At 67.9% G+C, this 26,435-nt stretch carries 18 protein-coding genes; 10 read left to right on the top strand and 8 right to left on the bottom strand.

From position 1 onward, the window contains the following. Window positions 1-26: 26 nt before the first annotated feature. Window positions 27-701, bottom strand: a complete 675-nt coding sequence (locus tag AB0H43_RS13215) for a response regulator transcription factor (protein WP_359999539.1) — start codon at window positions 699-701, stop codon at window positions 27-29. Beyond that, window positions 698-1,801, bottom strand: coding sequence for a sensor histidine kinase (locus AB0H43_RS13210; RefSeq protein ID WP_359999538.1), 1,104 nt, complete (start codon window positions 1,799-1,801; stop codon window positions 698-700). The genes AB0H43_RS13215 and AB0H43_RS13210 overlap by 4 nt, the downstream gene beginning before the upstream one ends. A 263-nt stretch (window positions 1,802-2,064) precedes the next feature. Here AB0H43_RS13210 and AB0H43_RS13205 point away from each other — a divergent pair, with 263 nt between their 5' ends. After that, window positions 2,065-2,538, top strand: a complete 474-nt coding sequence (locus tag AB0H43_RS13205) for an IS3 family transposase (protein WP_359999537.1) — start codon at window positions 2,065-2,067, stop codon at window positions 2,536-2,538. Here AB0H43_RS13205 and AB0H43_RS13200 read toward each other — a convergent pair. The 3 genes from AB0H43_RS13200 to AB0H43_RS13190 all read right to left on the bottom strand — a co-directional run bounded on the left by AB0H43_RS13200 (window position 2,510) and on the right by AB0H43_RS13190 (window position 8,172). Further along, a complete protein-coding gene (locus AB0H43_RS13200; RefSeq protein WP_359999536.1) occupies window positions 2,510-6,460 on the bottom strand; it encodes a hypothetical protein in 3,951 nt (1,316 codons plus the stop codon). The two genes, AB0H43_RS13205 and AB0H43_RS13200, sit on opposite strands and share 29 nt — an antisense overlap. Before the next feature lie 360 nt (window positions 6,461-6,820). Further along, the gene (locus AB0H43_RS13195) at window positions 6,821-7,225 is read right to left on the bottom strand and encodes a peptidase inhibitor family I36 protein (protein ID WP_359999535.1); all 405 of its coding nucleotides are present in this window, start codon (window positions 7,223-7,225) and stop codon (window positions 6,821-6,823) included. Between the two features lie 44 nt (window positions 7,226-7,269). Next, the gene (locus tag AB0H43_RS13190) at window positions 7,270-8,172 is read right to left on the bottom strand and encodes a hypothetical protein (RefSeq protein ID WP_359999534.1); all 903 of its coding nucleotides are present in this window, start codon (window positions 8,170-8,172) and stop codon (window positions 7,270-7,272) included. Window positions 8,173-8,332: 160 nt separating this feature from the next. Here AB0H43_RS13190 and AB0H43_RS13185 point away from each other — a divergent pair, with 160 nt between their 5' ends. Then, window positions 8,333-11,416: a BTAD domain-containing putative transcriptional regulator gene (locus AB0H43_RS13185; RefSeq protein ID WP_359999533.1), complete on the top strand. Its 3,084-nt coding sequence runs from the start codon at window positions 8,333-8,335 to the stop codon at window positions 11,414-11,416. Between the two features lie 288 nt (window positions 11,417-11,704). Here the strand turns inward: AB0H43_RS13185 and AB0H43_RS13180 are convergent, their stop codons facing one another. The 3 genes from AB0H43_RS13180 to AB0H43_RS13170 form a co-directional block, all read right to left on the bottom strand. After that, entirely contained in the window at window positions 11,705-17,782 is a 6,078-nt protein-coding gene (locus AB0H43_RS13180; RefSeq protein WP_359999532.1) for an RHS repeat-associated core domain-containing protein, read from the bottom strand. Between the two features lie 18 nt (window positions 17,783-17,800). After that, entirely contained in the window at window positions 17,801-19,318 is a 1,518-nt protein-coding gene (locus tag AB0H43_RS13175; protein WP_359999531.1) for a hypothetical protein, read from the bottom strand. A gap of 98 nt (window positions 19,319-19,416) precedes the next feature. Further along, window positions 19,417-21,432, bottom strand: coding sequence for a LamG domain-containing protein (locus AB0H43_RS13170; RefSeq protein WP_359999530.1), 2,016 nt, complete (start codon window positions 21,430-21,432; stop codon window positions 19,417-19,419). A 198-nt stretch (window positions 21,433-21,630) separates the two neighbouring features. Here AB0H43_RS13170 and AB0H43_RS13165 point away from each other — a divergent pair, with 198 nt between their 5' ends. The 8 genes from AB0H43_RS13165 to AB0H43_RS13130 all read left to right on the top strand — a co-directional run bounded on the left by AB0H43_RS13165 (window position 21,631) and on the right by AB0H43_RS13130 (window position 26,163). Next, entirely contained in the window at window positions 21,631-22,293 is a 663-nt protein-coding gene (locus AB0H43_RS13165; protein WP_359999529.1) for a serine hydrolase domain-containing protein, read from the top strand. A gap of 16 nt (window positions 22,294-22,309) precedes the next feature. Continuing rightward, a complete protein-coding gene (locus AB0H43_RS13160) occupies window positions 22,310-22,522 on the top strand; it encodes a helix-turn-helix transcriptional regulator (protein WP_359999528.1) in 213 nt (70 codons plus the stop codon). Continuing rightward, window positions 22,506-22,901: a hypothetical protein gene (locus tag AB0H43_RS13155; protein WP_359999527.1), complete on the top strand. Its 396-nt coding sequence runs from the start codon at window positions 22,506-22,508 to the stop codon at window positions 22,899-22,901. The genes AB0H43_RS13160 and AB0H43_RS13155 overlap by 17 nt, the downstream gene beginning before the upstream one ends. A gap of 364 nt (window positions 22,902-23,265) precedes the next feature. Continuing rightward, window positions 23,266-23,901 carry a hypothetical protein gene (locus AB0H43_RS13150; RefSeq protein WP_359999526.1) on the top strand — a complete coding sequence of 212 codons (636 nt, stop codon included), beginning with the start codon at window positions 23,266-23,268 and terminating at the stop codon, window positions 23,899-23,901. A 539-nt stretch (window positions 23,902-24,440) separates the two neighbouring features. After that, window positions 24,441-24,635, top strand: a complete 195-nt coding sequence (locus AB0H43_RS13145) for a hypothetical protein (protein WP_359999525.1) — start codon at window positions 24,441-24,443, stop codon at window positions 24,633-24,635. Window positions 24,636-24,866: 231 nt separating this feature from the next. Then, window positions 24,867-25,427 (top strand): hypothetical protein, encoded by a 561-nt coding sequence (locus AB0H43_RS13140; RefSeq protein WP_359999523.1) that lies wholly within the window; start codon window positions 24,867-24,869, stop codon window positions 25,425-25,427. Continuing rightward, window positions 25,424-25,711, top strand: a complete 288-nt coding sequence (locus AB0H43_RS13135; protein ID WP_359999522.1) for an abortive infection family protein — start codon at window positions 25,424-25,426, stop codon at window positions 25,709-25,711. The genes AB0H43_RS13140 and AB0H43_RS13135 overlap by 4 nt, the downstream gene beginning before the upstream one ends. A 173-nt stretch (window positions 25,712-25,884) precedes the next feature. Beyond that, window positions 25,885-26,163 (top strand): TnsA-like heteromeric transposase endonuclease subunit, encoded by a 279-nt coding sequence (locus tag AB0H43_RS13130; RefSeq protein ID WP_359999871.1) that lies wholly within the window; start codon window positions 25,885-25,887, stop codon window positions 26,161-26,163. Window positions 26,164-26,435: the final 272 nt, after the last annotated feature.

Below are 26,435 nucleotides of genomic sequence, written 5' to 3'. Positions count from 1 at the left end.
GTTCGCGGGATACGTCGATGGACGTATCAGGCGGCGTCGCCTGGCCGGACCAGACCCGTCTCGTACGCGAACACGACCAGCTGAGCACGGTCCCGCGCACCGATCTTGATCATCGCCCGGGAGACATGCGTACGCGCGGTGGCCGGGCTGATCACGAGGTGCCGGGCGATGTCGACATTGGACATGCCGCGACCGGCGAGGGTGACGATTTCGCGTTCGCGCTCGGTGAGGACCTCCAACTGTAGCGACGGCGGTCCTGAGAGCGCAGGTGTGGCAGCGAACGCACCGATCAGCTTCCGGGCGGCGGCCGGCGCGAGCAGCGCCTCCCCGGCGGCGGTGACGCGCACACCGCGGATCAGCTCGGCCGGCTCGGCGTCCTTGAGCAGGAAGCCGGCCGCACCCGCGCGGATGGCCTCGAACACGAGCGCGTCTTCGTCGTAGGTGGTCAGGATGAGGACTTTGACGTCGGACAGGGCTGGTTCGGCGGCGATCGCCCGGGTGGCGGCGATGCCGTCCATCACCGGCATGCGGATGTCCATCACGACGACGTCCGGCCGGTGCGTACGCACCGCGGCCAGCGCCGTCGCGCCGTCACCCGCCTCTGCGACGACGTCGATGTCCGGTTCGGCGGCCAGCAACGCACGCAGGCCCGACCGGATCATCGCCTGGTCGTCGGCGAGGACCACCCGCAGTACGCTCACCTGCCGACCGCCAACGGCAGGCGGGCGCGTACGGCGAACCCGCTAGATTCCGGCCCGGTCTGCAGCGAACCGCCGACCGCCGCGACACGTTCAGCCATGCCGGACAGGCCGTGACCTGGCGAGCGGACCTTGTCGGAGGACGCGCCGCCCGACGAGACACCGTCGTCGGTCACGTCGATCTCCAGCTGATCGTGCACCACCTGCACGCGTACGCGCGCTGTGGCACTGGCCCCGGCGTGGCGCAGCACATTCGTCAAGGCTTCCTGAGCGACCCGGTATGCGGTCTGCCCGACGGCTGACGGCACCGCTTCGTCGGCGACGCGAGCGTCGAGATGCACTGTGACGCCTGCTTCGCGAACAGATCTGACCAACGCGTCCAGGTCGGACAGGCTCGGCGTGGGCGGGCTCTGCTCTCCGCGTACCAGTGAAAGTGTTGCGCGGGCCTGGGCCAGCGCGTCGTTGCTGGTGATCCGGATCGCCTGAAGCGCCTCCCGAGCCTGATCGGGCTGCTGATCGAGCAAGTGGAGTCCGACGGCCGCGCGCAGGCTGACCGTGGCGAGACTGTGCGACAGCAGGTCGTGCAGGTCCCGGGCGATGCGTAACCGTTCGTCGAGCACCTGGGCGGCCGCGTCGCGCTCGATCTGCCGCCGCCGGATCTCTGCCATGCGCCACGCGAAGATCGCGATCGCGGCCCATACGGCCGCGATGGTGAGCATCCGGGCCGCGTCCCACCCTTCCGGACGCCCGGTCGCGACCGATATCGCCAACCCCGCCACCGTGACGGCCGGAACCCAGCGCCGTCGCTGCGGCACCGCGAAGATCAGCCCGATCAGGCTCGCGACCGCGGCGACGTACACCGCCCAGCCGGCGAAATCCAGGGCCAGGTACGCGACGACGCAGCCTGTCACCAGGACGAAGGAGGTACGCGCAACCACCCGACGCACCGCGAACGCGATGCCCGCCAAGACCAGCAGGACGATCCCCGACGCGGACACCGGACGGGCGTAGGGCTGATCCACCCGACCCGCGACGGACACCAGGACCATGAACGCGGTCAGCGCGAAAGCCACCACCACGTCCAGTCCGGGCACCCTGCGCACCAGCCCACGATACGGGCCGCCGAGCCGACGCCGACAGTACCGACCCGAGCGGGGATGCAGACCGCCCCTCAGCGCGCGATTCAGCGGGACTACGTGTCCGGCAGCCACGCAACGCCAGCGTCAGGCACCCGAGTCAGTCGCAACCCACAGCGGCCGATGAGGCCTCTCTACCCCGGCAGATCCGGGATGCCTATGTCTACGGCGTCTTCCGCTGCCACTGGTTAGGACCCCGCCCGTGAACATCAGTTCTATCAACGCATGCTTTGTCGCCTGCCCACATCCGCACGAGACTGAGACGAACTGACCGGTTCGCAGTCGCAACCCTGCTACCGGTCCTTGGCTTCGAGCCCTTCACGTCCTACGGGTGGTTGGATGCGGCCGCTGATCCTTGTGGCCATGACGATGCAAATAGCCATGAGATCTGGACGGCGTTGGGGCCCAACTACGGCGCGGACCGCGTGCACCGGCAGCTACGCCGAGACGGTGTGCGCGTGGGTCGCAAGCGCATCGGCGGCCGATGGCAGCCCAGGGCTGGCCGATGCGCCGCACCTTCGCAGCGGCGTACCGCTCGCTCCGCCTCGAACGGGGCTGCCTGGCGGAGGCATGATAGGACTCAGCAGTCGGATCTCAAGATCCTGACCCGCCACTGCAGGGACACCGATGCGGGCGTGGCGGAACCGGCCGCCACGCCCAGATTGGTTGTGATGCTTACATGTCGTCGACGGCCATGGTCATGACACCGGCGTAGGTGATTGCGCCGAGAAGGTTCGGATGGAACGACTGTTGCGAAGCAAACTCGCCTTCGCCCTCACCGTCGGTCTTGTCAAGTACGATGCCATTCAGCGCCGGGACGGAAGCGCAAACTCCGCGGCCCAAGAAGTCGTTGATCGGCTGACCGATCCGGACCGGGACGCCCGTGGCGCGCATCTGCTGACCTAGATCTACGAATTCGCTTTGGATGAGGGTGGCCTGCTCGCCCAGCCAATCTTCCTCGAGGGCGTTGATGCCGTCTACGCACCAGTGGTCGTCTTGATCGCTGAACAGTCTCGGGTATGCCATGAGCAGGATCTGCGCATTGGGTGCCCGTTTGTGGATCTCTGTGAGCACGGTGCGGATGGATTCCTTGACAGGGCCGCGGATGCGCTCGGGCGAGGCGAAAATGAGGCTGCTGGTGTCGCCCGCCAAGGTGGCCGCGTAGCAGGGGTCACCGAGTTCAGGCACTGCCCCGTAGATGCATTCCTTGATGATGTCGGAGAAGCGGGCGTCGTTGCCACCGATAGACAGCGTGACGAGGGTTGTGCTCGCGTCGAGGAATCCGCGGTCGAGTTGGGACAGCTCATTGTATTGACCTGTTCCGACGCGGTTGAAAGCGTTGCGTGGTCGTTGGTCGGCGGGAACGCTGTAATACGGAAGCAGGTTCTCGGTTGTTGCGCCGGAGCAGGCCAGCAAGTGGTAGTCCATGGTGCTGTCCCATTGGTCGGCGCGGAGGCCGATCGTGGCGGTGGAGTCGGGCATGTGTGCCAGCCGCGACCAGGAGTTCTTCGACCGGTGGCAGACGTTGCGGTAGGCGTCGGCCCCGTTGTCGAGCTTGAGTTTGAAGTCGGTCTCCGGGTAGTAGGGATAGTCGGGGAGGTTCTCGTCTCCGGCGCCTTCACCCGACGCGTACGAGTCGCCAAGAGCCACGATCTGATTGGTTGGCTTTGCCGACAATGGCTGAATGGCGACCGCGTCCCAGGCGATGTCTTCGTCGCCGACGCCGTCCTGGGTCGCGGTGGACAGCCGGACCGCGGGCAGGCCGTTGAACCTGAAAGCGCCCAGCGGAACCCAGGTGTTGGAGCGGATGCGTTGCAGGATGACCCGGTAGCGGTCGGCGGTGAAGCCGCTGCCGGTGTCGATCTCGTACTTGGCCTGCTGGGTGTGGGCGCCGTGGTCGGGGATGTGCACCATCACCCGCCCCCAGCCGTTGAGGATCTGGTTGAAGTTCCAGGTGCCGGTGATGTTCATGGAGCCGGCCTTGTCGTCGGCCCGGCGGGTGTGGGAGAACCAGAAGTGGGCGTTGAATCCTCCGCCGAGCTGGTGCAGGTCGGCCTTGGCCCGGTAATGCCCGGTGCCGTCCTGTGGGAAGGACATCGTAAATGTTCCGGCGTCGGTGAAGAGGTTGTTGCACGGACGCATCTTCGGTGTGGACGCCGGCTCGTCGTCGACGATCATCGCCCCGGCGGGCAGGTCTTCCCGGTGGCATTTGGGCGGGAACGAGTTGGCGTCGGCTTGATAGTCGTAGCCGGGGTCGAAGCGCAGCAGTTCCCGGCCTGTGGTGACCGGATCGCTCTTCCATTGGGTCGGTTGGTGCCACCAGCACATGAGGTCGAAGTAACCGTTGGCGTTCTTGTGGGAGCACGGGCCGGCCGGTTCGCCGATGGTGCCGTCGTCGGGATCGTCAGGATCGCCCGGGTCGTTGGGCGTGTACAGCTGTCCTGGGTAGCAGTCGTTGACCGTGCTGCAGAACTGGTCGATCGCCGGCTTGGCTGACAACCGGTAGGCTTCGTTGGTCCACCAGGCCGGCCGGAACCCGGAGACGAAGGTCATGCTGTCGCGTTCAGCCGATTCCGGCAGCTCCGGCGGGTGCCCGGCGAAGCCGATGACCTTCTCTGGATATGGCCAGTTCTGCGGGTGGGCGGCGTCGTCGTAGGTGAGTTCCATGAACGGGTACCGGTCGGCGGGATAGCGGGGGTTGACCGGGTTGTTCGCCCACCCGAGTCCCCACGGGGAGCCGTCGCCGAGATTGGGATGGAAGCCGCTGTTGTAGGCCCAGACGGCGAAGAACCAGTTCTCTAGGCCGGCCGGGTCGCCGTTTCCGACGGTCAGCCCTGCGGCCCGGGTTTCGTTCCACTTCTTCTGCAGGATTTGCAGCCCGGCCGCGATGTTGGCTGCGAAGTCGGCTGCGACGGCCTGCTGTTTGTCCCAGGACAGGGCGGTCTCCCCGGGCTTCTCGTGTCCTGCCAGCCGCATACCGTCGGTCACCTGCATGACGCCGTAGCCGCAGTCCGCCTCGTTCCAGCGGACGTCCCAGTCGTCCGACAGGTCGTCGTCGTAGATGTCCAGGCCGTAGAAGTTGCCGATCAGCGGGTTGCCGGTCACTCCGGGGAGGGCAAGGCGCGAGGCCTGCCACATGTTCGATTCCTGGGCAGCGATGCCCAGCATGATCTGGGCGTGGACGCGTCCGCCGCCGAGTAGGCCGATGCTTGGGAACATGCCCTGCGGCGTGTAGCCGCGCATGCCGAGGTTCATCCAGTTGCTGGGGCGCTGCACGGTCAGCGAGCCGGTGACCGCCTGGTCGATCGCCCATTCCACCTGACGTGGCTTGGGCTGCAGCACTTGGAAGATCCGGTTGTTGCGTGGCACGGAGCACCAGCGGTCCTGGTCGATCGGGTCCGTCGAGGTCGCCGCGGTGATGCTCTGGCGTTGTTTGCCGGGCCCGCCGAGTTTCGGGTTGAGGGCGGGGGCTCGGGTGGCCGGGTTGGCCGGTCCGGCGCCGAAGGTGATTGGTTGGCCGGTGACGAGGCTTCGTGCGTCGATGCGTACCGGCCGAGGCGTATCGGGGTCCGGTGGGAACAGTCTCGGGTCGGTCTTGCCCGCCCACGCGGTTTTGGTGACCGCCAGCTGTCCTTGGGTGGAGATGTTTGCACCGGCTGGCGCGTCGACTCGGACGACGGTGGCGGGCAGCGGGTGGACCTGTTGAGCAGCGCCCGTCAGATAGACCTTGCCGCCGGCGGCGGCGACCCCGATCTTGCCGAGCCGCCCGGTAGCCAGCGTCACTGGACGGTTGCCGCTGCCAGGCACTGTGCGCCGCAGGCGCATGGAGTCCTGCTGACCGCGTTCGGCGTAGATGACGCCGCCTGCCGAATCGGTAGTGAGGTGGAACGGCACGCCTGAGGTGGCCGCCGCTGCCGATGTCTGCCCGGTCGAGGAGATCGACACGATTTGGCCGGACGCCGCGGCGACGATCCCCGTTTGGGTCGCCACGGCCGAGGTCAGTTCCCCCGGCACCATGACAGGCACGCGCATCGTCGCGGTGGCGGTGTCGACCACGGTTAGCCTGGTCCGTACCGGGGTCTTAGCCGCGTCGTCGGTGTCACCGCTGAGTTGGGTCAGTACCGCCGTCTCGCCGGCCCCACAGCCGGGGTTGAAGTAGGCCAGAGTGGACAGCCGGGCCAGCTTCGTCACCACGCCGGTCGTCAGGTCCACTACCGCGGTGAATCCGCCGCGGTCGAACAGGTCGGCCCGGTTGGTGAACGAACGGGGGGCGTACACGATCACTGCTCGGCGGCCGGAGGCGGTGACGCACGCGTTGCCGATCCACATGTCGGTGTCGAAGCCGGGCTCGGCGAGGGTGGCGGCGGTGCGCCACGCGTATCCGTCGGACGCACGGGCGATCAGAAGGTGGAATCCGGTCGCGTCGCCGGAGGTGGTCCACGCCAGGTCGGTGGAGGATCGCCAACGCTTACCCAGGATTCGGGCCCGGTCGGCCGGGTCGACGTCGGATCGGATAACTGCGCTGGTTTCGCCCGGCGCGGTGGGTGCTGATGATCGGGCGGTCGCCGCGGGCGCTGCCAGTAGTTGCGCCAGCAGCGTCAGCCCGGCGACGGCCGCAAGTCTCATGCGCAGACTGCGCGGTCCATGGTTCGTCAGCTTGGATGGCATCGTCAGCCGACCAGCTGGCGAGATTCGTGGGACTCGGGCTTGCTGTCGGTGCACAAAGGCAGATCCCAGTTGATTGTGATGAATAGCTGGCGCATGTGGTCTCCTTGGGTGCGCGTTTGCCACGCTGGCGAGGAGTGATCAGTCGGAGTCGAATCCGTGGCTGTTCGGACCGTCGCGGGGCTCACTGTCATGAGTCTTGTGTCGGGCGAGCCCGCTCGGAGCTGGCGCCGACGCGAAGCCGGCAACGGATGGTGGGAACGGCGGGCCGTCGAGCCGCCGGCGCCGGGACCGGCGCCGGCGGCTTACAGGTGGCGGCGATCAGCCGACGGGGCCGCCCCACACGTGTGCTTCGATCTTGTTGTCCTGGTAGGACGGCAGGTCCATGCTTCCCCAGCCCGGAGGCCACCAGCCGAGGAACACGTCGAAGCTGGTGTCGTCGAACACCTGGACGTAGTCGCAGTGGTAGCAGGGCGTGCCGTTGTTGTATACCGAGGTCGCCCGGTTGGCCGCCGACAGGCCGCCGCTGTAGTCGTTGCCCCAGTTGTAGTCATCGCCTGACCACTTCCACATGAGCCCGGTGTAGCTTTCGAGCTGATACGCGCAGAAGTATCCGGACGGACAGTTCGCAGGTCTGACGGTGGTGTCGCCGGCCTTCGCCGGGGCAGCCGCCATCACACTGGCCAGGACCGCCGCTGTCGCGGCGGCCACAATAGACCTACGCATAGGTGGATATCCTTTCTTTGGTCACCGCCACGGTGGCGGTGAAGTCACTTTCCGAACTCGTCGGCCACGATTCGGGTTGCCCGTGGCAGCGCGCCTAGTTGCAGGCGGTGATAGGAATCGACGTCGGCCTGGAATCGCGTCGCTGCCGCCGTCGACAGCTCGTTTTGCACCGCGCGAGCTTGGGCTCCGAATCCGGTCTCCTGGGCGCAGGTTGCTTCGGCGACTGCGGCCGCGATCTCGTCCGCGGAGGGCGTGGTCTGCTCCGGTGCGGGTTCAGTTACCGTCTCGCGCAGCTCGGACGGTCGGGATACCTGGTATCCATGGCCGCCCATGCATGTCGACCATGCGCTCTGCGCCGCGATGTATCGCGGGTCGTCGTAGACTTTGCGCAGGTACAGCGCCGGCAGGTTCTCGACGATCACGCGGGCGCGGAACCATCTCCGCACGTCGCCGTACAACTCGTCCTGGGCCTTCGACTGGCAGCTGCCCGGGTTTTGCGTCACTGTGTGACCGGCTGGGTTCGGTGCGCTCATGCCGACCGGGGCGGCTCCGTACATCCAGGTCGTGTACGCCTGGCGCCGGTCGTTGGGAAGCGACTCCAGGTAGCGCTGGTTCGGGTTGGCGCGCCGGGCGGCGGCTGTTCGTGCTCTGTCTGTCAGTCCGAGCCCTCGCGACCGGGCCCAGGACAGGTCGTCCACCACGTACGGCAGATTCCACGGCCGCATCGCCGCGTCGGGTTTTTGCGGCTGGTAGGCATATCCGTGTCGCCGCAGGCATTGCCCGAGCAGGACATCCTCGGCGGCATACAGAAGGTCGCCCTCGTCGGATGTCACGTCGCGCAGCGGCCCGCCGGCATGGGTGTCGGATTGAGACTGGGCGTAGGACAGCACCGGTACGGTCAGCGCCGCCAACGCGGTAGCGACCATGATGATGCGGCGGACAGTCACGGCCGGATCCACCTTCTTCCTGGGCTCGAGGCGAGACAGCCAGCGTCCGTCGCGGCACTACACGCGTACTTGCACGCTGCTATACGGTGGGTCTGCGCGGGCGGGCCGTCCGCGACTGCCGGGGGGTGTGGTGAGGTTTTCGGTACTCGGGCCACTGGAAGTGCAGGACGACGACGGCCGACGGATTACGTTGACCTCGACCAAGCAGCGGCTGCTGCTGAGTCTGCTGCTGGTGCACGCCAACGAAGTTGTCGCCGTCGACCGTCTGATCGACGTGCTGTGGAACGGCAACCCGCCCGCCTCAGCCCGCACGAACTTGCAGGTGTATGTACACCGGCTGCGTAGTGTCCTTGGACAGGACCGGCTGGCTCACCGGCCGCCCGGCTATCTACTGGTCGTCCACCCTGGCGAGCTCGACGCCGACCAGGCCCGCGAACACAGTGCCGCGCGGCAACATCACCGCGCTTTGCTGTTGTGGCGGGGCGAGCCCTACGCCGACGTCGCCGAGGCCGAACCCCTGCGCCGGGAGTCCGACCGGCTCACGCAACTGCGACTCGACCTGATCGAACGCCGCATCCAGGACGACCTAGCCTGCGGCCGAGCCGCCGAGGTGGTCGCCGAGTTGACGGCGCTGCAGCAGCAACATCCGATGCGAGAACGATTCATCGAGCTGTTGCTGACGGCCCTGCGCCATTGCGGCCGGACCGCCGAGGCGATCGAGGTGTATCACGCGTTTCGCCTGCGGCTGCGGGAAGAGCTGGGGATCGACCCCGCGGCCGGCATCCAGTCGATCTTCGGTGAACTGTTGCATGACGGCCCTGCGGGCGCGGCCACCGTGGCCCCGCCCGCCACCATCTCTGCGCGCACCGCCCAGCCGGCCCAGCTTCCCGGCGATGTGGTCGGATTCGTCGGTCGCAGCGAACAGCTGGCGCAGCTGCACGACGCCGCGGACAGCCAAACGCTCATCGCCGTCGTTGGTGTGCCCGGTGCTGGGAAGACCGCGTTGGCGGTGCGCTTCGGTCATCAGGCCGCCGACCGTTATCCCGATGGAACCTTGTTCGTCAACCTGCGCGGCTACGCCGCGGACGCGCCGATGAGCCCAGTCGATGCTCTGGGCCGTCTGCTGGCCTCGTTGGGTGTGGCAAGCAGGGACATCCCCACCGATCTGGACAACGCCGCGGCGATGTTCCGCTCACGCCTGTCCGGCCGACGGATGCTGGTCCTGCTCGACAACGTGAGCAGCGCCGACCAGGTCAGGCCGCTGCTGCCGGCCGCACCTGGCTGTCTGACCGTCGTCACCAGCCGCGACCGCCTTACGGGCTTGGTCGCCAGCCATGGCGGCCGAGTCGTCGTCCTCGGCCCTCTGCCGTCGGATGAGGCCCAGCAACTACTCACCTCCATGATCGGCTACCGACGGACGAGACTCAACGCACCCGCTGTCACCGAAATGGCACGGTTGTGCGGCGACCTACCGCTCGCGCTGCGAATCGCTGCGGCAAACCTCGTGGCACACCCGCAATGGCCTGTCACCGACTACGTCGCCACGCTGCGGGAGAACCGGATCGCCCATCTCACGGTGGACGGCGACATCGGCGTGGCTGGCGCGTTCGACCTGTCCTACACCCGCCTGCCCGCCTCAGCCCGCCGGCTGCTGCGGTTGCTGGGCCGCACCCCAGGCGACGACATCACGGTCGACGCCGCCGCAGCCCTTGCCGACACCGATCCGGCGACCACCGCAGCCCTGCTCGACCGGCTGGTGAACGCGCACCTGCTGGCTGCGCCACGGCCCGGCCGGTTCGAACTGCACGATCTGATCCGCTCCTACGCCGATCGACTCGCTATCCGGGAGGACGGCCTACAAGACTGCGCGCTGGCAGTACACCGCCTCATCGAGTGGTATCTCGCACGCTCCGACCGCGCCGCCGACCTGACCGGCGGCGCCGCGCGCCTACCCGCGCGGGCCCGCCCGGACGCCCGTGCACCACAACCGTTCGCCAGCCGCGAGGAGGCCCTCACCTGGTTGGACGGCGAGCGCGTCAATATCGTGGCGATGGTCGCCCGAGCCGCAGACGACGGCCCGCGCCCGGCGGCGTGGCTGATCGCCGACGCCCTGCGCGGCTACCTCATGATCAGGTCGTCCTACGCGGACGGGTCGGCCATCGCAGACAACGCGTTACGAGCGGCGCTTAGAGACAAGGACGACCACGGTCAAGCGGTCGCATACCTGATCGCCGGCTGGGTCGGCTACGCAAGACTCAACTATCAGCGGGCCGTCGACGCGTTCGACTCCGCCGCGGCCGCCGCCGAGCGAGCCGGATGGACCGACGGCACGTTCGCGGCCAACAACAACCTCGCCGCGGTCATGCGCGTGCACGGGCTGCCACGGCAAGCGCTGCCCTATCTGCGGACCGCCCTGCGTGCCAGCAGCGCGAGCGGGGACTCCACGACACAGGTCATCACCGCGAACAATCTCGCCGGCGTGCTCCTGGAGCTCGGCATGCTTCGCGAGGCCGAACAATGCCTGCGTCAAGCCGCGGCCTTGTTGGCGGACACGACGACCTCGCTGGCCGCAGGCATGAACATCACCTGGTCATACGCATTGTGGCTGCTCGGCCGCCTCGACGAGGCTCAGACGGCCGCGGAAGGGGCGCTGGCCACCTTCCGCGCCGAGGGCGACCAGGAAGGGCAGGCTCACGCGCTCAAGAACCTGGCCGGCTTCCACCGCCGGAACGGCCAGCTCGACCTTGCCCTGACAGAGGCCCAGGCGGCTCAGAAGATCGCACAGCAGGTCGAGAACCCTTGGCTGCACGGCCATGTCCTCAACACGCTGGCCGCCGTCCACAGCGCGACAGGAGATCATCGCATCGCCGCCGACGTGTACGCACAGGCCATCGTTCTCGGCCGTGATAGCCGTAGTGGCGACGTAGAAGGCCAGGCGCTGACCGGGGCGGCCGATTGCTATCGCATACTCAACCTTCACGACGCGGCCACCACGACAGCCGACGCCGCATTGGCCATCGCACAGCAGGCCGGCCGGCGCGTCCAGGAGGCCGAGGCGCTCCTGGTTCTGGCCGCCATCGCGGTCGACTATTGCGAACCTTCTCAAGCTGCCAAACGGGCAGCTGAGGCTTTGGCGCTGTTTACCGAACTCGACCACCCCGACGGAGCCCGGCGCGCCGCCAGCCTGCTCGCCCAGGCCGAGTCCGGGGCCGCATCTGCCAGCGACCGTCAGCGCTGCGAGTGATCACCTATCCGGAACGGGCTGGGAGCAATCTTCGCGCGGGGCACGTATGGCGACGCATCTGCGCTGCTGACGCATCCGCGTTGCCTCGCCGGCCCGGAAACCTTGGGCGCCGCATGCAACTGCTGGTGCGGCACGTCGCTGGTGGAACATGCGACGAGTCGGGCGGCACAGCGAAGGCGACCGTACCCGGGTCGCCAGGAACGGGACTTTAGGAAAGCCGCCATGATTTGGCGGCCCGCTGGTCGTGGTGCCTGAAGCCGCCATGCCGCTCCAGGCACCACCCAGGGTCTAGGCGCCGTGCCAGCGCCAGGGTATCGGCCGGGCGGCCTTGCGTTGCGCGGTCTTTCCACCGGTCGATGACCTGCTGGTTACTTTGCCGCCGCTCGTGGTTCGCTTCCCGCCGCTACGGACAGTTTTGCCGCCGTGGGAGGTCGACTTGGGGTTGGTTCCGCCCGTGCCGGTGGCGTTGTGCCGGGGTGTTGGACGCCGCAGAGGCGGGTGGGGTTGTGGCTGGACGATGGTGGTGCCGCCCGCCTCGACGCGTGCGCCGGTTCTGGTGGCGTGGCCGCGTCCGGCTGTCACCTTGGGTCGCTTGTACAGGTGCCGATCGCCCCCCAGCAGGTACTCCGTCAGACTTCGGTTGCCCTGCCACGCGAGCCAGAGGGCGCTGAATGCGAAGGCGGTCTGGTCGATGAACTCGACGCGGGGGGCGCAGGCGCCCAGGCAGAGCAGGCCGATGATGGAGGTGCCGATGCCGACGGTGCAGTCGACCGTGTCACCGCCGGAACAGGACTTGATCGCGGACAAGATCCCGAATCCCACAGCGACGCCTCCAGCGAACGGCGCCAGCGGTGCGCAGATGACGATTTCCATGCATATGAGTGCGGTGGCGCCGGCCACGAAGGCGATGTCGCCCGCGTGTTCCCAGAGCTGCCCGACGTACCAGGAGGTGGCCGTCCACCAGGCGTCGGCCACCACCCCGGCGGGTTCGGCGACGATGGGTCCAGCCGCCGGGCCGAACGCGGCGCCGATCGCCCCGTTGACGATGTCGTTGAACCAGTCGGGTGACAGGCCGTCGGGGTCGCTGGCGGTCACCGGCGCGTTGTTGGCGTACGCGTATCCGTGTAGCTGCTGCGGATCGGCGGTGTCGATGATTGGATCGACCGAGATGAACCGGCCGATCGCCGGGTCGTATTCCCGGGCGCCGAGGTGGATGAGCCCTGTGTCGTCGTTGGTGCCGCCGACGAAGCCCTTGTCCATCGTGGATGGCCAGTCGCCGCCGGTCGAACGCTGCTGTCCGAACGGGGTCTCGCGGCGGATGGCGACGGTTTGCCGGGCGGCGTCGATGGAGATCTGGGCGGTGCCGTGGTGGTCGCCGGACAGCCAGGTCACTCCGGCTGCGGAGCGGGTGGCCACGGTCTGTCCGGCGTGTGTGTAGTAGCGCACGCCCGCGGCCGCGTTTGCGCCCTTCGGCGTACGCAACTCCTGCATGGGCAGGTAGAGCGTGGTGCCCTTCGGGTCCCGGCGTAGCAGCCGGTTGCCTTCGCTGTCGTAGAGGTACGAGGTCGTGCCGGTGGGGTCCTGAACGGTCGCCAGGTGCCCTTCGGGGTCCCAGGTCATCGTCTGCTGCCCGGCCGGGCCGGTTCGGGTCAGCGTGTTGCCGGTCTGGTCGTAGGTGTACGCGGAGGATGTGGCCCCGGCGGTGGCGGTGAGCTGATGTGTGCCGGCTTTGACGGTGTAGGTGGTGGTCTTGTCGGTGGTGCCGTGTTGGACCAGTGCGCTGCGATTGCCGGCGGTGTCGTAACTGTAGGTGTGCCAGTACGGTGCTGGTCCGCTGAGCCTGGCGAGGTTCGGCGCGGTGGTGCAGTCGCCGTCTGCCGGGGTCCATGCCTGGGTGAGGCGGCGCAGCTGGTCGGCGGTGAAACACTGGTGGTCGCCGGTGGCCAGGTCGGAGATCTGGGTGACGTTGCCGGCGTCGTCGTAGGCGTACCGCTGGTCGGCGATGGTGCCGGGGGTGGCGGCGACGGTGAGCAGTTGGGTGAGCCGCCGGGTTCGGCTGTCGTAGTAGCGTGCGATGTCGGTTTGCGGTCCGCCGTTGCTGCGCAGGTGCAGCACCGCCAGTTCGCCGTACTTGGTGTAGTCGGTGCCGGTGACGTATGTGCCGCCGACGTCGGTGCTCAGCGTGGTGGGTAGTCCGGTCGCGGTGTAGCCGAGGGTGAGGCGTTCGCCGCCGAGGTCCCCGGCGGCGGGCAGGTCGACGGTGGCCAGCGATCCGTCCGGGTGATAGCTGTACGCGTAGGTGTAGCGGCCGCTGAGGCCGGTGTTGCCGGGCACGTCGGGGATCGTGTAGACGACGCCGGTGGGCTGGCCGTCGGGTGTGAAGCCGGTCTGTTCCACGGTGTACTCGCTGCTGTCGGCGTACCGTGTGGTCTTCACGAGCTTGCCCTTCGCGGAGCTGCCGTCGCCCAGCTGGTCGTAGACCCACCGGGTCCGCACGGGCCCGGTGACCGTGCCGTCGCGGACGGTTTCGCGGCGGCCGAGCGTGTCGTAGGTGGTGGCGAGGGTGACGCCGCGGCTGTCGGTGACCGTCTGCGGGTCGTCGAATCGGTTGTATTCGGTGCTGGTGACGCCCTGGTCGGGGTCGGCGACCGTGGTCTGCCTGCCGAGCAGGTCGTAGGAGTAGGTCCAGCGGGCGCCGGCCGGGTCGGTCAGCGCGATGAGCTGGTCCTTGCGGTCGTAGGTGTAGCTGGTGGTGTCGTATCCGCCGGGCCGTAGCTGCCGTAGCTGAACGATGCGGCCCTTGGCGTCGAAATACGTGGAGGTGGCGATGCCGCCGTTGGGCGGGGTGACGTCCTCGTGGTCGCCGCCGTAGCCGGTGGTGGTCCGCCACAGTTCCGTGCCGCCGTCGCTGCCCGCCGGGGTGTTGGTCTTGCGGATGGCGGCCACGACCCGGCCTGCGCCGTCGAAGGTCTGCAGGTCGACCGTGGGGATAGTGCTGGTCGGCACGAACAGGTTCGCGCTCGGCGCGGCGGTGATCGGATAGGGCTGATGGATCTTGTAGGCGCGCCCGGCCGAGTCGTAGACGGTGTCGCTGACCAGGGTGCCACCGGCTGGGCCGGGTATCTGCGTCTGGCGGGGGCGGGCCAGCCCGTCGTAGAACGCGTAGGAGGTGGTGTAGCCGCCGCTGGGGGTGAGCTTCGTCGTCGCGACGACGCTGGGTGCGCTGGTGCGCACGGTGTAGGCGTAGCGGAGGCTGGCCGTGTCGGTGGCTTTGGCGCGGCCGGGTAGCCAGACGTCGGTGAGCCGGCCGAGCGGGTCGTAGGAAAGGTCGGTGCGGCGGCCGTCGGGGTCGACCGTCGACAGTGGCAGTGACCAGGCCGGTTGCAGGGTGGTCGTGGTGGTCCAGCCGAGCGGGCTGGTGATGGTCACCGCGGTGACCGGACCGGTCAGTTCCGGGGTGTAGCGGGTGCGGATGACGTTGCCTCGCCGGTCGGTCACGTCGAGCGCCCGGCCACGGGGGTCGTAGGTGGTGCGGGTGTCGTCCTGGTAGCCGATGACGCCGCCGGTGATGGTGAGCAGGACTTCGGTCAAGGTGAGGTCACCGCGGGTCGGCGCGGTGTTCCACGTCGTCTGGTCGTAGGAGAACCGCTGGGCGTCGATGATGTCGTCGCCGGTCAGGTCACCGCGTCCGGTCTGGTCACAGGGCAGAGCGAAGGTCCGCACCGAAGACGTCAGATCGACGATCCAGGCCGTGGTGTTGCGGACGTAGGCGGTCAGCGTGCACTGCTCGTCTCCGGTGACGGTGTCGTCGCCGCGGTCCTCGACTTGGATCGGCAGGCCGTAGCCGTCGAACACGGTGGTCTCGGTCGTGGTCTGCGGCGCCCGGCCGCCGTCCAGCGTGGTGCGGGTGTGGGTGGCCGCCACGTCGGTCAGCCGCGCGGTGACGGTGGAACCGTTGATCGTCCTGGTCGCTGTCGGGTCCGATCGCCACGGCTCGTACGCGGTCGCCGAGACCTCGGCGCCTCCGGGGGCGTTGTAGACGATGCTTTCGCGCAGCATTCCGGCGTACGCGTCCTCGTCGGCTGCGGCCGGAACGGATCCCGCGGCGATCGCCTGGAGTTGCACGGTACGCGTGCCGGTAGGCAGCTTGTCGCCGTTCATCCCGCGGAAGAACCGGTGTTCCTGTACGGTTTGCCGGCCGGGGTCGCCGATGGTGACGCGTACGGCGCTGTAGCCGCGCCACACCGACCAGGTCTTGTCGGCGGGCTTGATGATGCCGTCGTCGTCGGTGTAGTGCCAGGCCGGGTCGCCCAGGTAGTCGTAGTGGGTGATCACGCGTGTGGACTGGCCGGACAGGTCTGCCTCGACGACGTCGGTGACCAGGTAACGGTGGAAGAAGTCGGTGATGGGCTTGGCCGCGCCGTCGGGCGTCCACTTCACCGGGTAGCAGCGCAGGACGTTGTCCTGCAGTTTGGCGGTGTCGGGAACCCGAGTGCCGGCTACGCAGTCGGCCGGCGAGTAGAGCAGTTCGGTGCGCCCGCCGGTTTCGGAGGTGATGGTCTTGAGCCGGTAGCGGGTCATCGACGGGTACTGGTCGGAGTTGGTGTCGACACGGTTGGGCATCGCGACCCCGGTGAACACGGTGTCCGGCACCGTGGCTATGCCTCCGGCCAGGCCGCTGTGTGAGATCTTGTCCAGCCACAGCGTGGGCTGGTCGGACGCCGGGAACGCGTGGGTCAGCGTCCATCGTTCGACGTCTTGGTACGCCGAGCCGGACAGCACCTGGGTGGTCACCGAGGCCAGCCGCACGGTGCTGTAGAAGGTGGGCGAGTTCTGCGTGACGCCGCAGGTGCCGGCGGTGCATTCCCGGTCCCATGGGACGTCGGGCCAGTGGGCGGCGTCCTTGGTGGCACAGCCGGACAGGCACCGGTCGGCGACGGCGAACGACACCCGCACCGGTGCGCTTGTGGTGTCGCCGGCGCGGCCGCCGTATTCGATCGCCGTCAGGTAGCCGTCTCGGTCGTAGACGGTGTCGTCGGCCGGAGTGTTGTTGCGGCCGTATTTGTTCGTCGCCTTGGCATAGGTGTAGGTGATGACGTTGCCGTGGGTGTCCACGACGTAGTCCAACTGCCAGCGGTACGCCTGGGTGCAGGCGGAGGTGGTAAACGACGAGGTGTGGCACGGTTCGCCCGTGTGGTTGCCGTACACGGGCACGGTCAGCGTCGAGCTGGAACCGGTCCGGCCGCCGAACCAGTATTGGGTGCCGTCGGTGGCCCGCACCAGCCACCATTCGCCGTCGTTGTCGCCGTTCGGGCCGCCGGTCTTGCGCTGCACGTAGGTGCCGTCGTCGTCGCGCAGGTGCCAGCGAGACGGGTCGGATGCGTCGCGGATCAGCTCACCGGCGTGGCCGGGCAATGCCAGCCACGCGTTGTCGGTCTGCCAGCACAGGTCGCCGGTCTTGGTGGTGTTGTTCGCGCCGGTGCCCATGTCGTCGGCGCAGCCGCGGTAGCGTCGTTCGATGGCGCCAGGCTGGAAGTCGAAGCCTTCACCGACCCAGGACGCCTGATTGTTCGCCGACGCCATCCGGCCGTCCACCGACGCCGACGAGTAGGACATCGCGACCGCCGGGCTGGGCCCCGCGACGGTCGACGGCAGGCGCAGCGGATACGACCAGGCGAAGTCGCCGGAGTTGCCGCCGGCGCTCCAGGTCGACGACGGTGCCAGGGATGTTGTCCGGTAGTCGCCGCCTGCCCCCGCAGGCCCGGCGGCGAGGACGACGACCGTGTCCGTGTCGACGGCGACGTCCGCCGACACGGTGTGAGATCGCACGTCGTTCGTGCTGGCCAGGCGAGCGCCGTCGGAGTACAAGGCGAGCCGGGAGGCCCAGTCGGCGCCGCCGGCCCAGCGGAATCCGGCGTATCCGACGCTCATCCGCACCGTGCCGGGTGTGGTCCGGCCGTCTGACCGCGACAGCCGGACCGCAGGTCCCTCGCCGCCGCCTCCGGCCGGGGCGCCGTCTAGCCATTCGACCGACACAGCTGCCGGGGCGTCGGGTCCGGCGGTGAGGCGTACCGGCGAGCCGGGGACCTGTACGGCGCCCTCGGTGCCCGCCTGGCGTTGTTGCGGTCCGGGCAGGCTGACCTCGGCCCGGCCTGGCTTCGGCCAGGACACAGCGCCGGGGGCGAACCGCGACAAGGTGGTGGTTCCGGGCGGCCGGCCGGTGAACGAGTGGCCGCCGACCGGCCCGTCGTCCTGAGCCGACGGTGCGATGTAGGGCTTGGCGGCTGCCGGGACCGCCTGGGTGAGGCTGAATACCAGCAGCGCAGCGGTCAGCAGGATCACCGGGCGCGCGTGGAGTCGTCGCATGAGCAGTGCCTTCGCAGGTCAGGCGGCCGAAGCCGGGACGGTGAACGGGTAGACCACGGGGTCGCTGGGGTTACCGGCCCGGTCGACCGCTTGGGCGTACAGGGTGTGCAGGCCGGATTCGGTTGGCGCCCAGTCCAGGGCGGCGGTGCCGCCGACGGCGTCGGGGGTCAGCCGGATCGTCGGCGGGTCGTCCCAGCCGAACAGGAAGTACGCGGTGTCGGCCGACGCCGCGGTGAAGGTGAACCGGCCGGTGATGCCGACTCCCCCGCCGCTGTGCCCAGCGGGATAGGTGTCGCTTGTGACGATCGGCTGCCCGGGTGGCGTCAGATCGACCTGCCATTCACAGTTCACGCTGATCGGCGAGGTCAGATAGGCCGGGTGGGACGGCGAGTCGTCCGACCGCGACCGGAAGGCGTACACCGCGCCGTCGTCGGCCGCGGCGATGGCCGTCATCGCCGTGCCGTTGTTGGGCACCGAGTCCTGCCGCACGCCCGATCCGGGCTCGTCGACGAACTGGCTGCCGTTCCATCGAGACCACCAGAAGTAGGTGTCCATCGTGTCGCCGTTGACGTCGTAGACGTGCGCGCGCAACGTCGGGGTGGCCGTGTTGACGAACGGCCGGTCGGTACCGGTGCCGCAGGGTTGGTCGTTGACGGTGAGCCGGTCTGGTGTCCGCGGGGCGTGGTTGTAGGTGATCGTCAGCTTGTAGTCCTTGACGAAGAACCGCATGTAGTGATCGACCGAACTCTCCCCCGACCCGTCGGCGGCCACGCCGGTCGCGCCGACCGTGTAGGTGGCGGTCGCCGAGTTCAACGCGGCCTGAAGGTCATTGATCAACGCCGCGCTGGTGGTTTCGAACGGCTTGTTCGGTGCGGCGCAACTGCCTTCGTTGGCGGTGACGTGCACCGCGCCGAGGTAGGTCACCAACTTCGGACCGGGCCAGGTCTGCTGCGGCGTCTTGGTGATGGAGCCGGTGCGCCACAGGTAGCTGTCCTTGGCTGAACACCAGTAGGTGTGGTCGGCGACGCCGGAGATCTTCGCGCCCAGCACGACCGCCCCGGCTAGGTCGGCGATCGGGAACTCGAGGAATCCCCGGTAGCGGCGGCCGACGTAGTCCGGCTCGAAGCCCGTCGTGACCACGCTCGCGGCTGGTTTCGGGTCACCTGTGGCGATTTTGGTGTCGGTCAGGTTGCCGGCGCTGTTGTCCGAGGTGGCGATGGTCCACTTCGCTGCGCCTTCGACATACGGCGGCACGAGGGTGCCGGCGCTCGCGGCCATGCTGGTCAGGCCGATCTCGCGGGTGGATGTTCCATCAGCCTCGGCGAAGGTGCGGCTGTACGCTGTCCGCTCGGCGAGCACCTCCACCCGATGCTCGCAGGCGCGCGCGGCCGCCCTCGCCTGCTCGGCGTTCGGCCGCTCGGCGGCGGCCGCGCAGGCGTCGGCCGCGGCGATCGCGGGGTGGCTCAGTGGCCCACCGACGGCAAGCATCACGGACAGCGACAATCCGGCGGCGAGGACGGCTCTGGATCTGATCATGGTGACCTTTCTGCGAGGAGGGAAACGAGGAGCGAGCCAACTGCTGGGGTGACGGCAGGTGGGGACATCCGGTGGGCGTGTCTCGGGCGGTCGGCCGGTCAGCCGAGGTCGGTCAAGGCAAACGCCGCGACGTACGGGGTGAACCGGTCCCACCACTGGCCGCTGCTGCGCTTCTGCATCCGCCGGGCCGAGTTCTCGTTCGACACCCACACCAGGCCGTCAGGACCGATCGCCAGGTTCTCGGCGACGCCCGGCATCGTGGCCAGCACTGCCCATTCCCCGCTGCCCGAACACCAGCGAACGAGCTGGCTGCGCCCTGACGCCGTGATGCCCGTCTTCACCTCATGGGCCAGCAGGAAACAGCCGCCCGGGCCGGAAAGAGGCGTCATGCCCTGGTTGTGGCCGGTGGCGTCCGCCGAGGTGGTGGGAATCTTGTGCACCGGCCCGGCCAGGCGCACCGCACCGCTCTGCGGATCTACGGCCAGTTCGATGATCCAGTTCGCCGCCGGTCCGTCCTGGTTGACGCTGTCGTTCTCGTAGTAGCCCAGCGCGTACATGGTCCGGGTCGCCGGCGCGTACGCCAACGCCGAGACGCTCGCATACGGGTACTTCCCGGCCGGGTCCCAGTCGTCGTAGCCGTCGGCGACGAGCTCCAAGACGGGCGGTAGATCGTTGCCAGAGTCGGCGGGTGTTTTCACGGTCGCGGTCTGTGGTGTGAAGCGGTAGACGCGCCGGCTCAAGCTGACGCCCGCCGGGTCCTTGCCCAGCACACCAAGATACAGTCGCCCGTCGATCTGCGCGATGCCCCCAGCGTGTGTTCCAGGTAGCGGTACGCCCGGCGCGGCGTACAGATGGTAGATCGCCGTGACCTTCTGCGTCGCGAGATCTGTGGCGGTCACCGCGTACGGCGGGCAGGTGACGGGTTCGCACAGCCCGTCAGATGGATTCTGCTGAGCGGGATCCGTACTGGCCTGCGAGTAGTAGAAGAAGTTGAACAAGGTCGCGCCGTCGGTGCTGACCGTGACGCCTTGCGGCACGTAGTTGGCGTTCAGCAGGGGCATCGCGACCCTGGCCTGCTCGGCGAGCACGTCGTCAGCCCACCGGCCGTCGCGCTCGGACTGGGTGAAGCGGCGGGCGTAGCTCCAGGTGCCGCCCGTGCCGGTCGCCGGGGACTCGGCAGCGACCAGGTAGTCGAAGTAGCTGGGCAAGCCCAGGTAGGGACTGTCCCCGTCATACGGCGGCCGCAATGCCAGCACATTGTGGTCGACCTGGTAGTTGTACACGACCAGGCCGCTGACGTCGCCGTGGAAGAAGCTGTTCGCGGCCACACCGCCGTCGGGCTCAGCGCCGATGGCCGGCACCGAGGCGCTGTCCCAGAACGTGAAATCACCGGTCGGGAACTCGAGATAGTCAGCTGGATCAGTCACCCGGACGCCGTCGACATACAACCGGGCCCGAGCCTGATATCCGCCGCCGTCCCGGGGCATCCGGGTCACGGCGAACGCGACCTGATGCCATTTGCCGTCGTCGACCCGCAACGGCGACCCGGCCGGCTGATACACCGTGTGCCGGTTCGCCGCAGTCGCGCCGCCCGACTGACCGGCCGGCCGGAAGCTGTAGGTGCCGCGCAGTAGTCCCGCGTCGTAGGTCAACGCGAAACCGCGATAGCTCTCGGTGTTGGAGAAGATCTTCGCGGACTGCCCCGGTGTCGAAGAGCGGATCCAGGCGACGACGGTGAACCCCCAATTCGTCTGCGTCGTCAGACTCGACGTGCCGACGATCGCGTCGTCCACACCGTCGAGGCTGGTGTAGATGAAATCGCGCAACGGTGCCGGTCGCGCAACGCTGACGGTCACGGGCCCACCCGTGCGGCGGATCGGGCAGGGTGTCGTTGCGCAGACCGAACCGCTGTAGCCGCCATCCGCGCGGTACCGGAACACGGCCTTGGTCCCGTCGCCGCCAGAGTTCCAGCGCAGCGCCTCCGGCCGCACATCCGTATCGACCGCCGACTCCGCCACCAGCGCACCATCCGGCCGCTCGACGGCCACCGCCAACAGCACACCTATGAGCGCGCACACCAACGCTCCAGCCAGCACGCGCCTACCGTGTCCCATCACGGCAGGATGACCACGACCGGTACACACATTGTTGACAAACGCCAGACATGCGGCTCGGAAGTGCCGTTACCTGCTCCTACTGGGGCCGAAACCGGATCGGGCTCAAACCACTCGCTGACGCCAGTCGCACCGACCCACATGCGCGACGCGGCGCACCATTGCGCACTGTGCTGGAACAGATCGGTCCGGCCCCGAATGCCAGCGCCGCCAAAGGACCCGGGCTCGTGGCTGCGTCACTGGTCGCCGGGCGAGTTGGTGGCGTTGATCGCCGATCAGCCCCCGCAGTTCCCGGCCGGGACCGACGGGCGCTACTCCAACACCGGATACGTCCTGCTCGGGATGATCGTCGAGCGGGTGGCCGGCCGATCGCTGGCCGCCGAGATCGGTCGCCGCATCGCCCGGCCGCTGGGGTTGCCGGACACGGCGCTGGCCGGCGACGAGCTGACGCCGCCGAGCCCGGTCATGCACGGGTACGCCCCCGTGCCGGGCGCCGATCCCGTCGACGTCACCGAATGGAATCCGTCGGCGGCGTGGGCGGCCGGCGCCCTCGTCAGCACGCTGTCCGACCTCGCCCGGTTCTATCGAGCCCTGCTCGGCGGCGCGCTGCTGCCCCGGCCACTGCTGCGGCAGATGCTGACCACGACCGACATCGACGGGATCGCGTACGGGCTGGGCGTCTTCGAGATCCCGACCCCGTGCGGTCCGGCGTTCGGCCACAACGGCGCGGTGTACGGCTACATCACCGACGTGTTCACCAGCGCCGACGGCACTCGGCAGGTGGTGCTGGCCGAGAGCTACTACGACCTGGGCGCCTGGCAGGCGCAGGAATCACTGATCGGCACGTTGCTGTGCCGCTGACCTTCGAGGGACACCGGTGGAACTGGAGCTGACCGGCAACGACGTCCGGGAGCTGCGTACGCGGCGGGGCCTGTCGCAGGCCGACCTGGCGGCCGCGATGGGGGTGTCCCGGCAGACCGTCAACTCGATCGAAACGGGCCGGTACACCCCGTCGTTGCCGCTGGCGATCGCGCTCGCCCGCTTCTTCGAGACCACTGTGGAGGAGATGTTCCATGTCAAGGAGCAGTAAGACCGGCACCGCCTACTGGGCCACTCCGGCGATGTGTCTGGCGGGCGGGCTGGCGTACCTGATCGCGGCGTGGATCGGCGGCCGGCCAGGCCTCAGCCTCGTCCTGCTGGCGCTGATGCTGGCCTTCGGCGTGATCCTGATGCTCGCCGGGCGGAAGTCGGAGACGGTCCGGCATCTGCTCGACCGGCGGGACGAGCGGATCACCGCGATCGACCTCAAAGCGACCGCCGCGGCTGGGGGCGTCCTCGTCGTCGCCGTGCTCGCCGGCGCGGTCGTCGAACTCGGCCGGGGACACTCCGGTGAGCCGTTCACCTGGCTCGCCGCCATCGCCGGGGTCGCGTACGCGGCCGCTGTGATCGTCGGCCGCGTACGCGGTTGACACTTGCGCCTGAGCAGGGTGGCGCCACCCGGCACGCCGTGGATTTCAGCGCGGCGTGCCCGCCCAGGCGTCGATCCGCCTCACCGCTGCCCGGACCGCCGTCACGGCCTGGGATCGACATCGACCCACGAACGCTCGCCCATCTTGTCGGCGCTGCGATGGGCACAGCCCTCATTTGACCAAACGCCATCGTTGTCGTCCGCTGCCCTCCGGCTCGCGCAGATGGCCGCAGGGCCGCAGATGCATGATGGGATGCAAAGGTTTGAGTGCGGTACTACGTACCCGCCGGTAGGCATCCGAGTTAGGTGTATTACGTTGTCGCGCCAGGAGCCCTGAACACCAGTTTGCGGAAGGCGGCACCTGAATGACTGCATACACCGTGACGATCACCCCCGACGATCCCGGTACGGCGGTGACGACGATTCGGCTCGACATCACCGACAGCGCCGCCGCCATCAGCGAGGTACGGCTGACGCCGGGCGCAGGTGGCGCGCTTGCCGCCGGTGGATTGCCCCTGCTGGACCTCAACAACCTCGTGGCCGCCGTCGTCGCCTCTGTCGTGCCCGCCAATCCCGCTGCCGTCAAGATGTCGGCCCCGGCTGTCGCGGACGAGCCCGCTGAGGACGTCGCCGCTGCGCCGGTGGCACCGAGCAGGACGAGACGGAAGACGGCCGGCAGGAAGGAGATGGAACCCAGGGCCGCCACCAAGAAGGCCGCAGCGAAGAAGACAGCAGCGAAGAGCGCGCCCAAGAAGACAGCAGCGAAAGCAGCCGAACCCAAGGGCGCGCCCGCCAAGGCCGCCCGGCCAACCAAGGCGGCGAAGAAGACCACCAGCGCGCCGGAGGAGCGCGGCAGCCGGACGTATCGCCGGGTCCCGGACGACTTCGAGCAGGTGCTACGGCAGGCCGGGGACAGCGCGAGAATCGTCGCCGACCACTACGGCGTCCCCCGGCATACCGCGTACAGCTGGATCCGCAGCGCTCGCAAGAAGGTTGCCTGAGATCAGACGCTTTCAACGGTCGACCTTCATCCACGCCGGCAGAAACCCGCACGGGTGTCCTTTCGCAGTTGACCTGCGCCGTTTCTCAAGGTTTCTGCTCCGACCGCACGGTTTTCGCAGCGAATCTGCTCCTTCCCGGTGGGCTGTCAGCTTCAGCGATCGTGGCGGTTCCTCATTCAGTCCGCAGATTCTCAGGATTCGATGGGTCGGATGGCGGCGCTCCAGCTATTGATCGACTCACGCCATGGCGATCGTCCGCTAAACTGACTTTGCCTTCGGGCGGGCCTGATGCGACGCCATCGGGAACCCGAGGGCGAGGCTTAATGCGGAGTCAGCGCACCAGACGTCGGCTTCAGCCTCCGCGCCCAGCGACCTGCACGGCCCAGCCGTGCGGAGGTGCACATACGTGGTGCACCGCGGGCATGAGGATTTGCGCGTCGGCAGCCTCAGCCACGAATCCATCTACGTCACGTAGGTGGTCGTGCTGAGGTTCCCGTTCCCCGGTCGACCACCTACCTTCGTCGAAGGATGCGTTGACCGTGAGTGAACCAGTCACCGCAGTAATCCTGGGTACGTTCGCCCTCGTCACCGTTGTGCTCGTGCAGGCCCGTCAGCTCATGCGGGAGATCCGACGCACGGTTGAGGAGTGGAGGAGGCTAAGGAACGCCATTCGCGACATGAGGATGAAGGACGTGTGCATGGCGGACGATGAGCCGACGCAGATCGAGCCATAGGAAGTGGCCTCCCGCCATCGGAGAGGCTCTTCGGTGGCGGGATGGTCACATAGTCGTCCGCAACCCCGGGCTTGCGGACGTGACCTTGCGCGGCTACCCAGTGGCGTCCCGAAGCGGCCGTCCGGTGGGTACCGGGCTTGGTACCCGATCGGTGCAGCCGATTGCGGGGTACCGGAGAACTACGCAGCAGTGGAACCACCACACGAAGCCTGCTATGTATGGCCTGTGACTATGGACCGCCCGCACGCGTTACTCGGCACCAGCTCGATCTCTAGAATTGCCGAGCTTGCCCTCTGCCCAGATGATGTGAAACAAGCTTGTACGGACTTCGGTCTAGCGTACGTGCCACTAAATCCGTGGGGTATTGGTATCGAAGACATAGATTTTCCCTCCCAACGGCTACACGCCTGGCACGTTGCCTACGCCACGTTGGAGGCGGCCGACCGTTCAGACCCAAATGTGATCATAAAGATCATGTACTTCACGCGACGCTTGGCGGAACTGGCTACCGTCGCCAGGACCGATGCTGCCCAGCAGGGGTTTCCGGGACTTCGACGGGGCTTAGAGGACGATGGGTTCTATCTCACGCTGGCTGGAGACCCCTTAAAAGTTCTCGACGATCTGTCTGTGTTCGCCCACGAAGCGGTGATGGATTCATCTGGAATTCGGGCAGAACTTCGGCGGCTAGAGTCAGCCCTGCCACGCGATCCAAGCGCCGCAATCGGTCGCGCTAAGAACCTAATCGAGGCGACCGCCGAGGCGACACTAAGGGGGCCACAACCTGTCAGTTGACGACAACCGCCCTCGCAAGTCAGGCCATGGCGACACTCGGCGCGCACCCAAGGGATGCCGCGAACGAGCAAACTCGACGCATCCTTGGTCGGCTCCTCGCAATCGTGCAAGATCTCTCCGAGCTACGTAACCAGATCGGCGATGGTCACGGAGTGGTTGCCGCTCCAGCTGTGGAACCCCGGCACGGTCGGCTGGCTGTCTGGGCTGCTTTGGCGTGGTCCGGATTCATGCTTGAGACGCTTCAGACACAGACAACCTGTCACAACGCTGATCAAACGAAGTGATCATTGACATCGGACGTGGGCGTTGACGCGTGAATGAACGGGGCTGAACGTTGTCAGGCCGGTTGCTGTCAGGCCGAAAGGCTCGTTGGTCAGGTTCGTGATCCGCGCTGTCAGGCTTCCCACCGGGTCGGCTGCCAGCGCGGACGAGTTCGTCGTCGCGTTCATCGGTGCCGATGGCCGGGCGCGGTGTGAGCCGCTTTACTCGCTTCGGCGGTCTGCCGTTCGAGGACATTGCGCCGGCGCGGGAGTTTCCGACGTTCAAGGGACAGCGCAACTTTCCGGGCCGGTGGTGGTCGTCCACGGTGGGCGGGCATGTGGGCTACGAGTCGTGGCTGGAACGTGATCATGTGAAGCTGCTGGATTTCGACCCAGCGGTGGTCAGAATCGCGTCGCAGCCGTTCTGGCTGTCCTGGCCGACAGATCGTGGGCCGCGCAAGCATCTGCCGGACTAATTCGCCCGCGTCGACGACGGCACCGGTGTGGTGATCGACGTCCGCCCGGATGAACGGATCAAGCCGCGCGATGCGGAGGCGTTCGCGGTGACGGCCTCGGCGTGCCGGCGCCGGGCATGACTGGCTCGTGTATCGGTGGGACGCCGCGACCGGCCGGTCGCTGGGTGCCCCCATCCGCCGGTCATCCCATCAGCGTGAAAGTGGTGGCCGCCGCCATGGTGGACTGTGTCGCGACAGTGTTCTCCGGCTGCGAAGCAGGACACGTACGCCGG

It is taken from the genome of Hamadaea sp. NPDC050747, assembly GCF_040654195.1.
Taxonomy (GTDB): domain Bacteria; phylum Actinomycetota; class Actinomycetes; order Mycobacteriales; family Micromonosporaceae; genus Hamadaea.
Note: the sequence above shows the minus strand (reverse complement) of the source record. Positions and strands in the feature narration are given on the sequence as shown.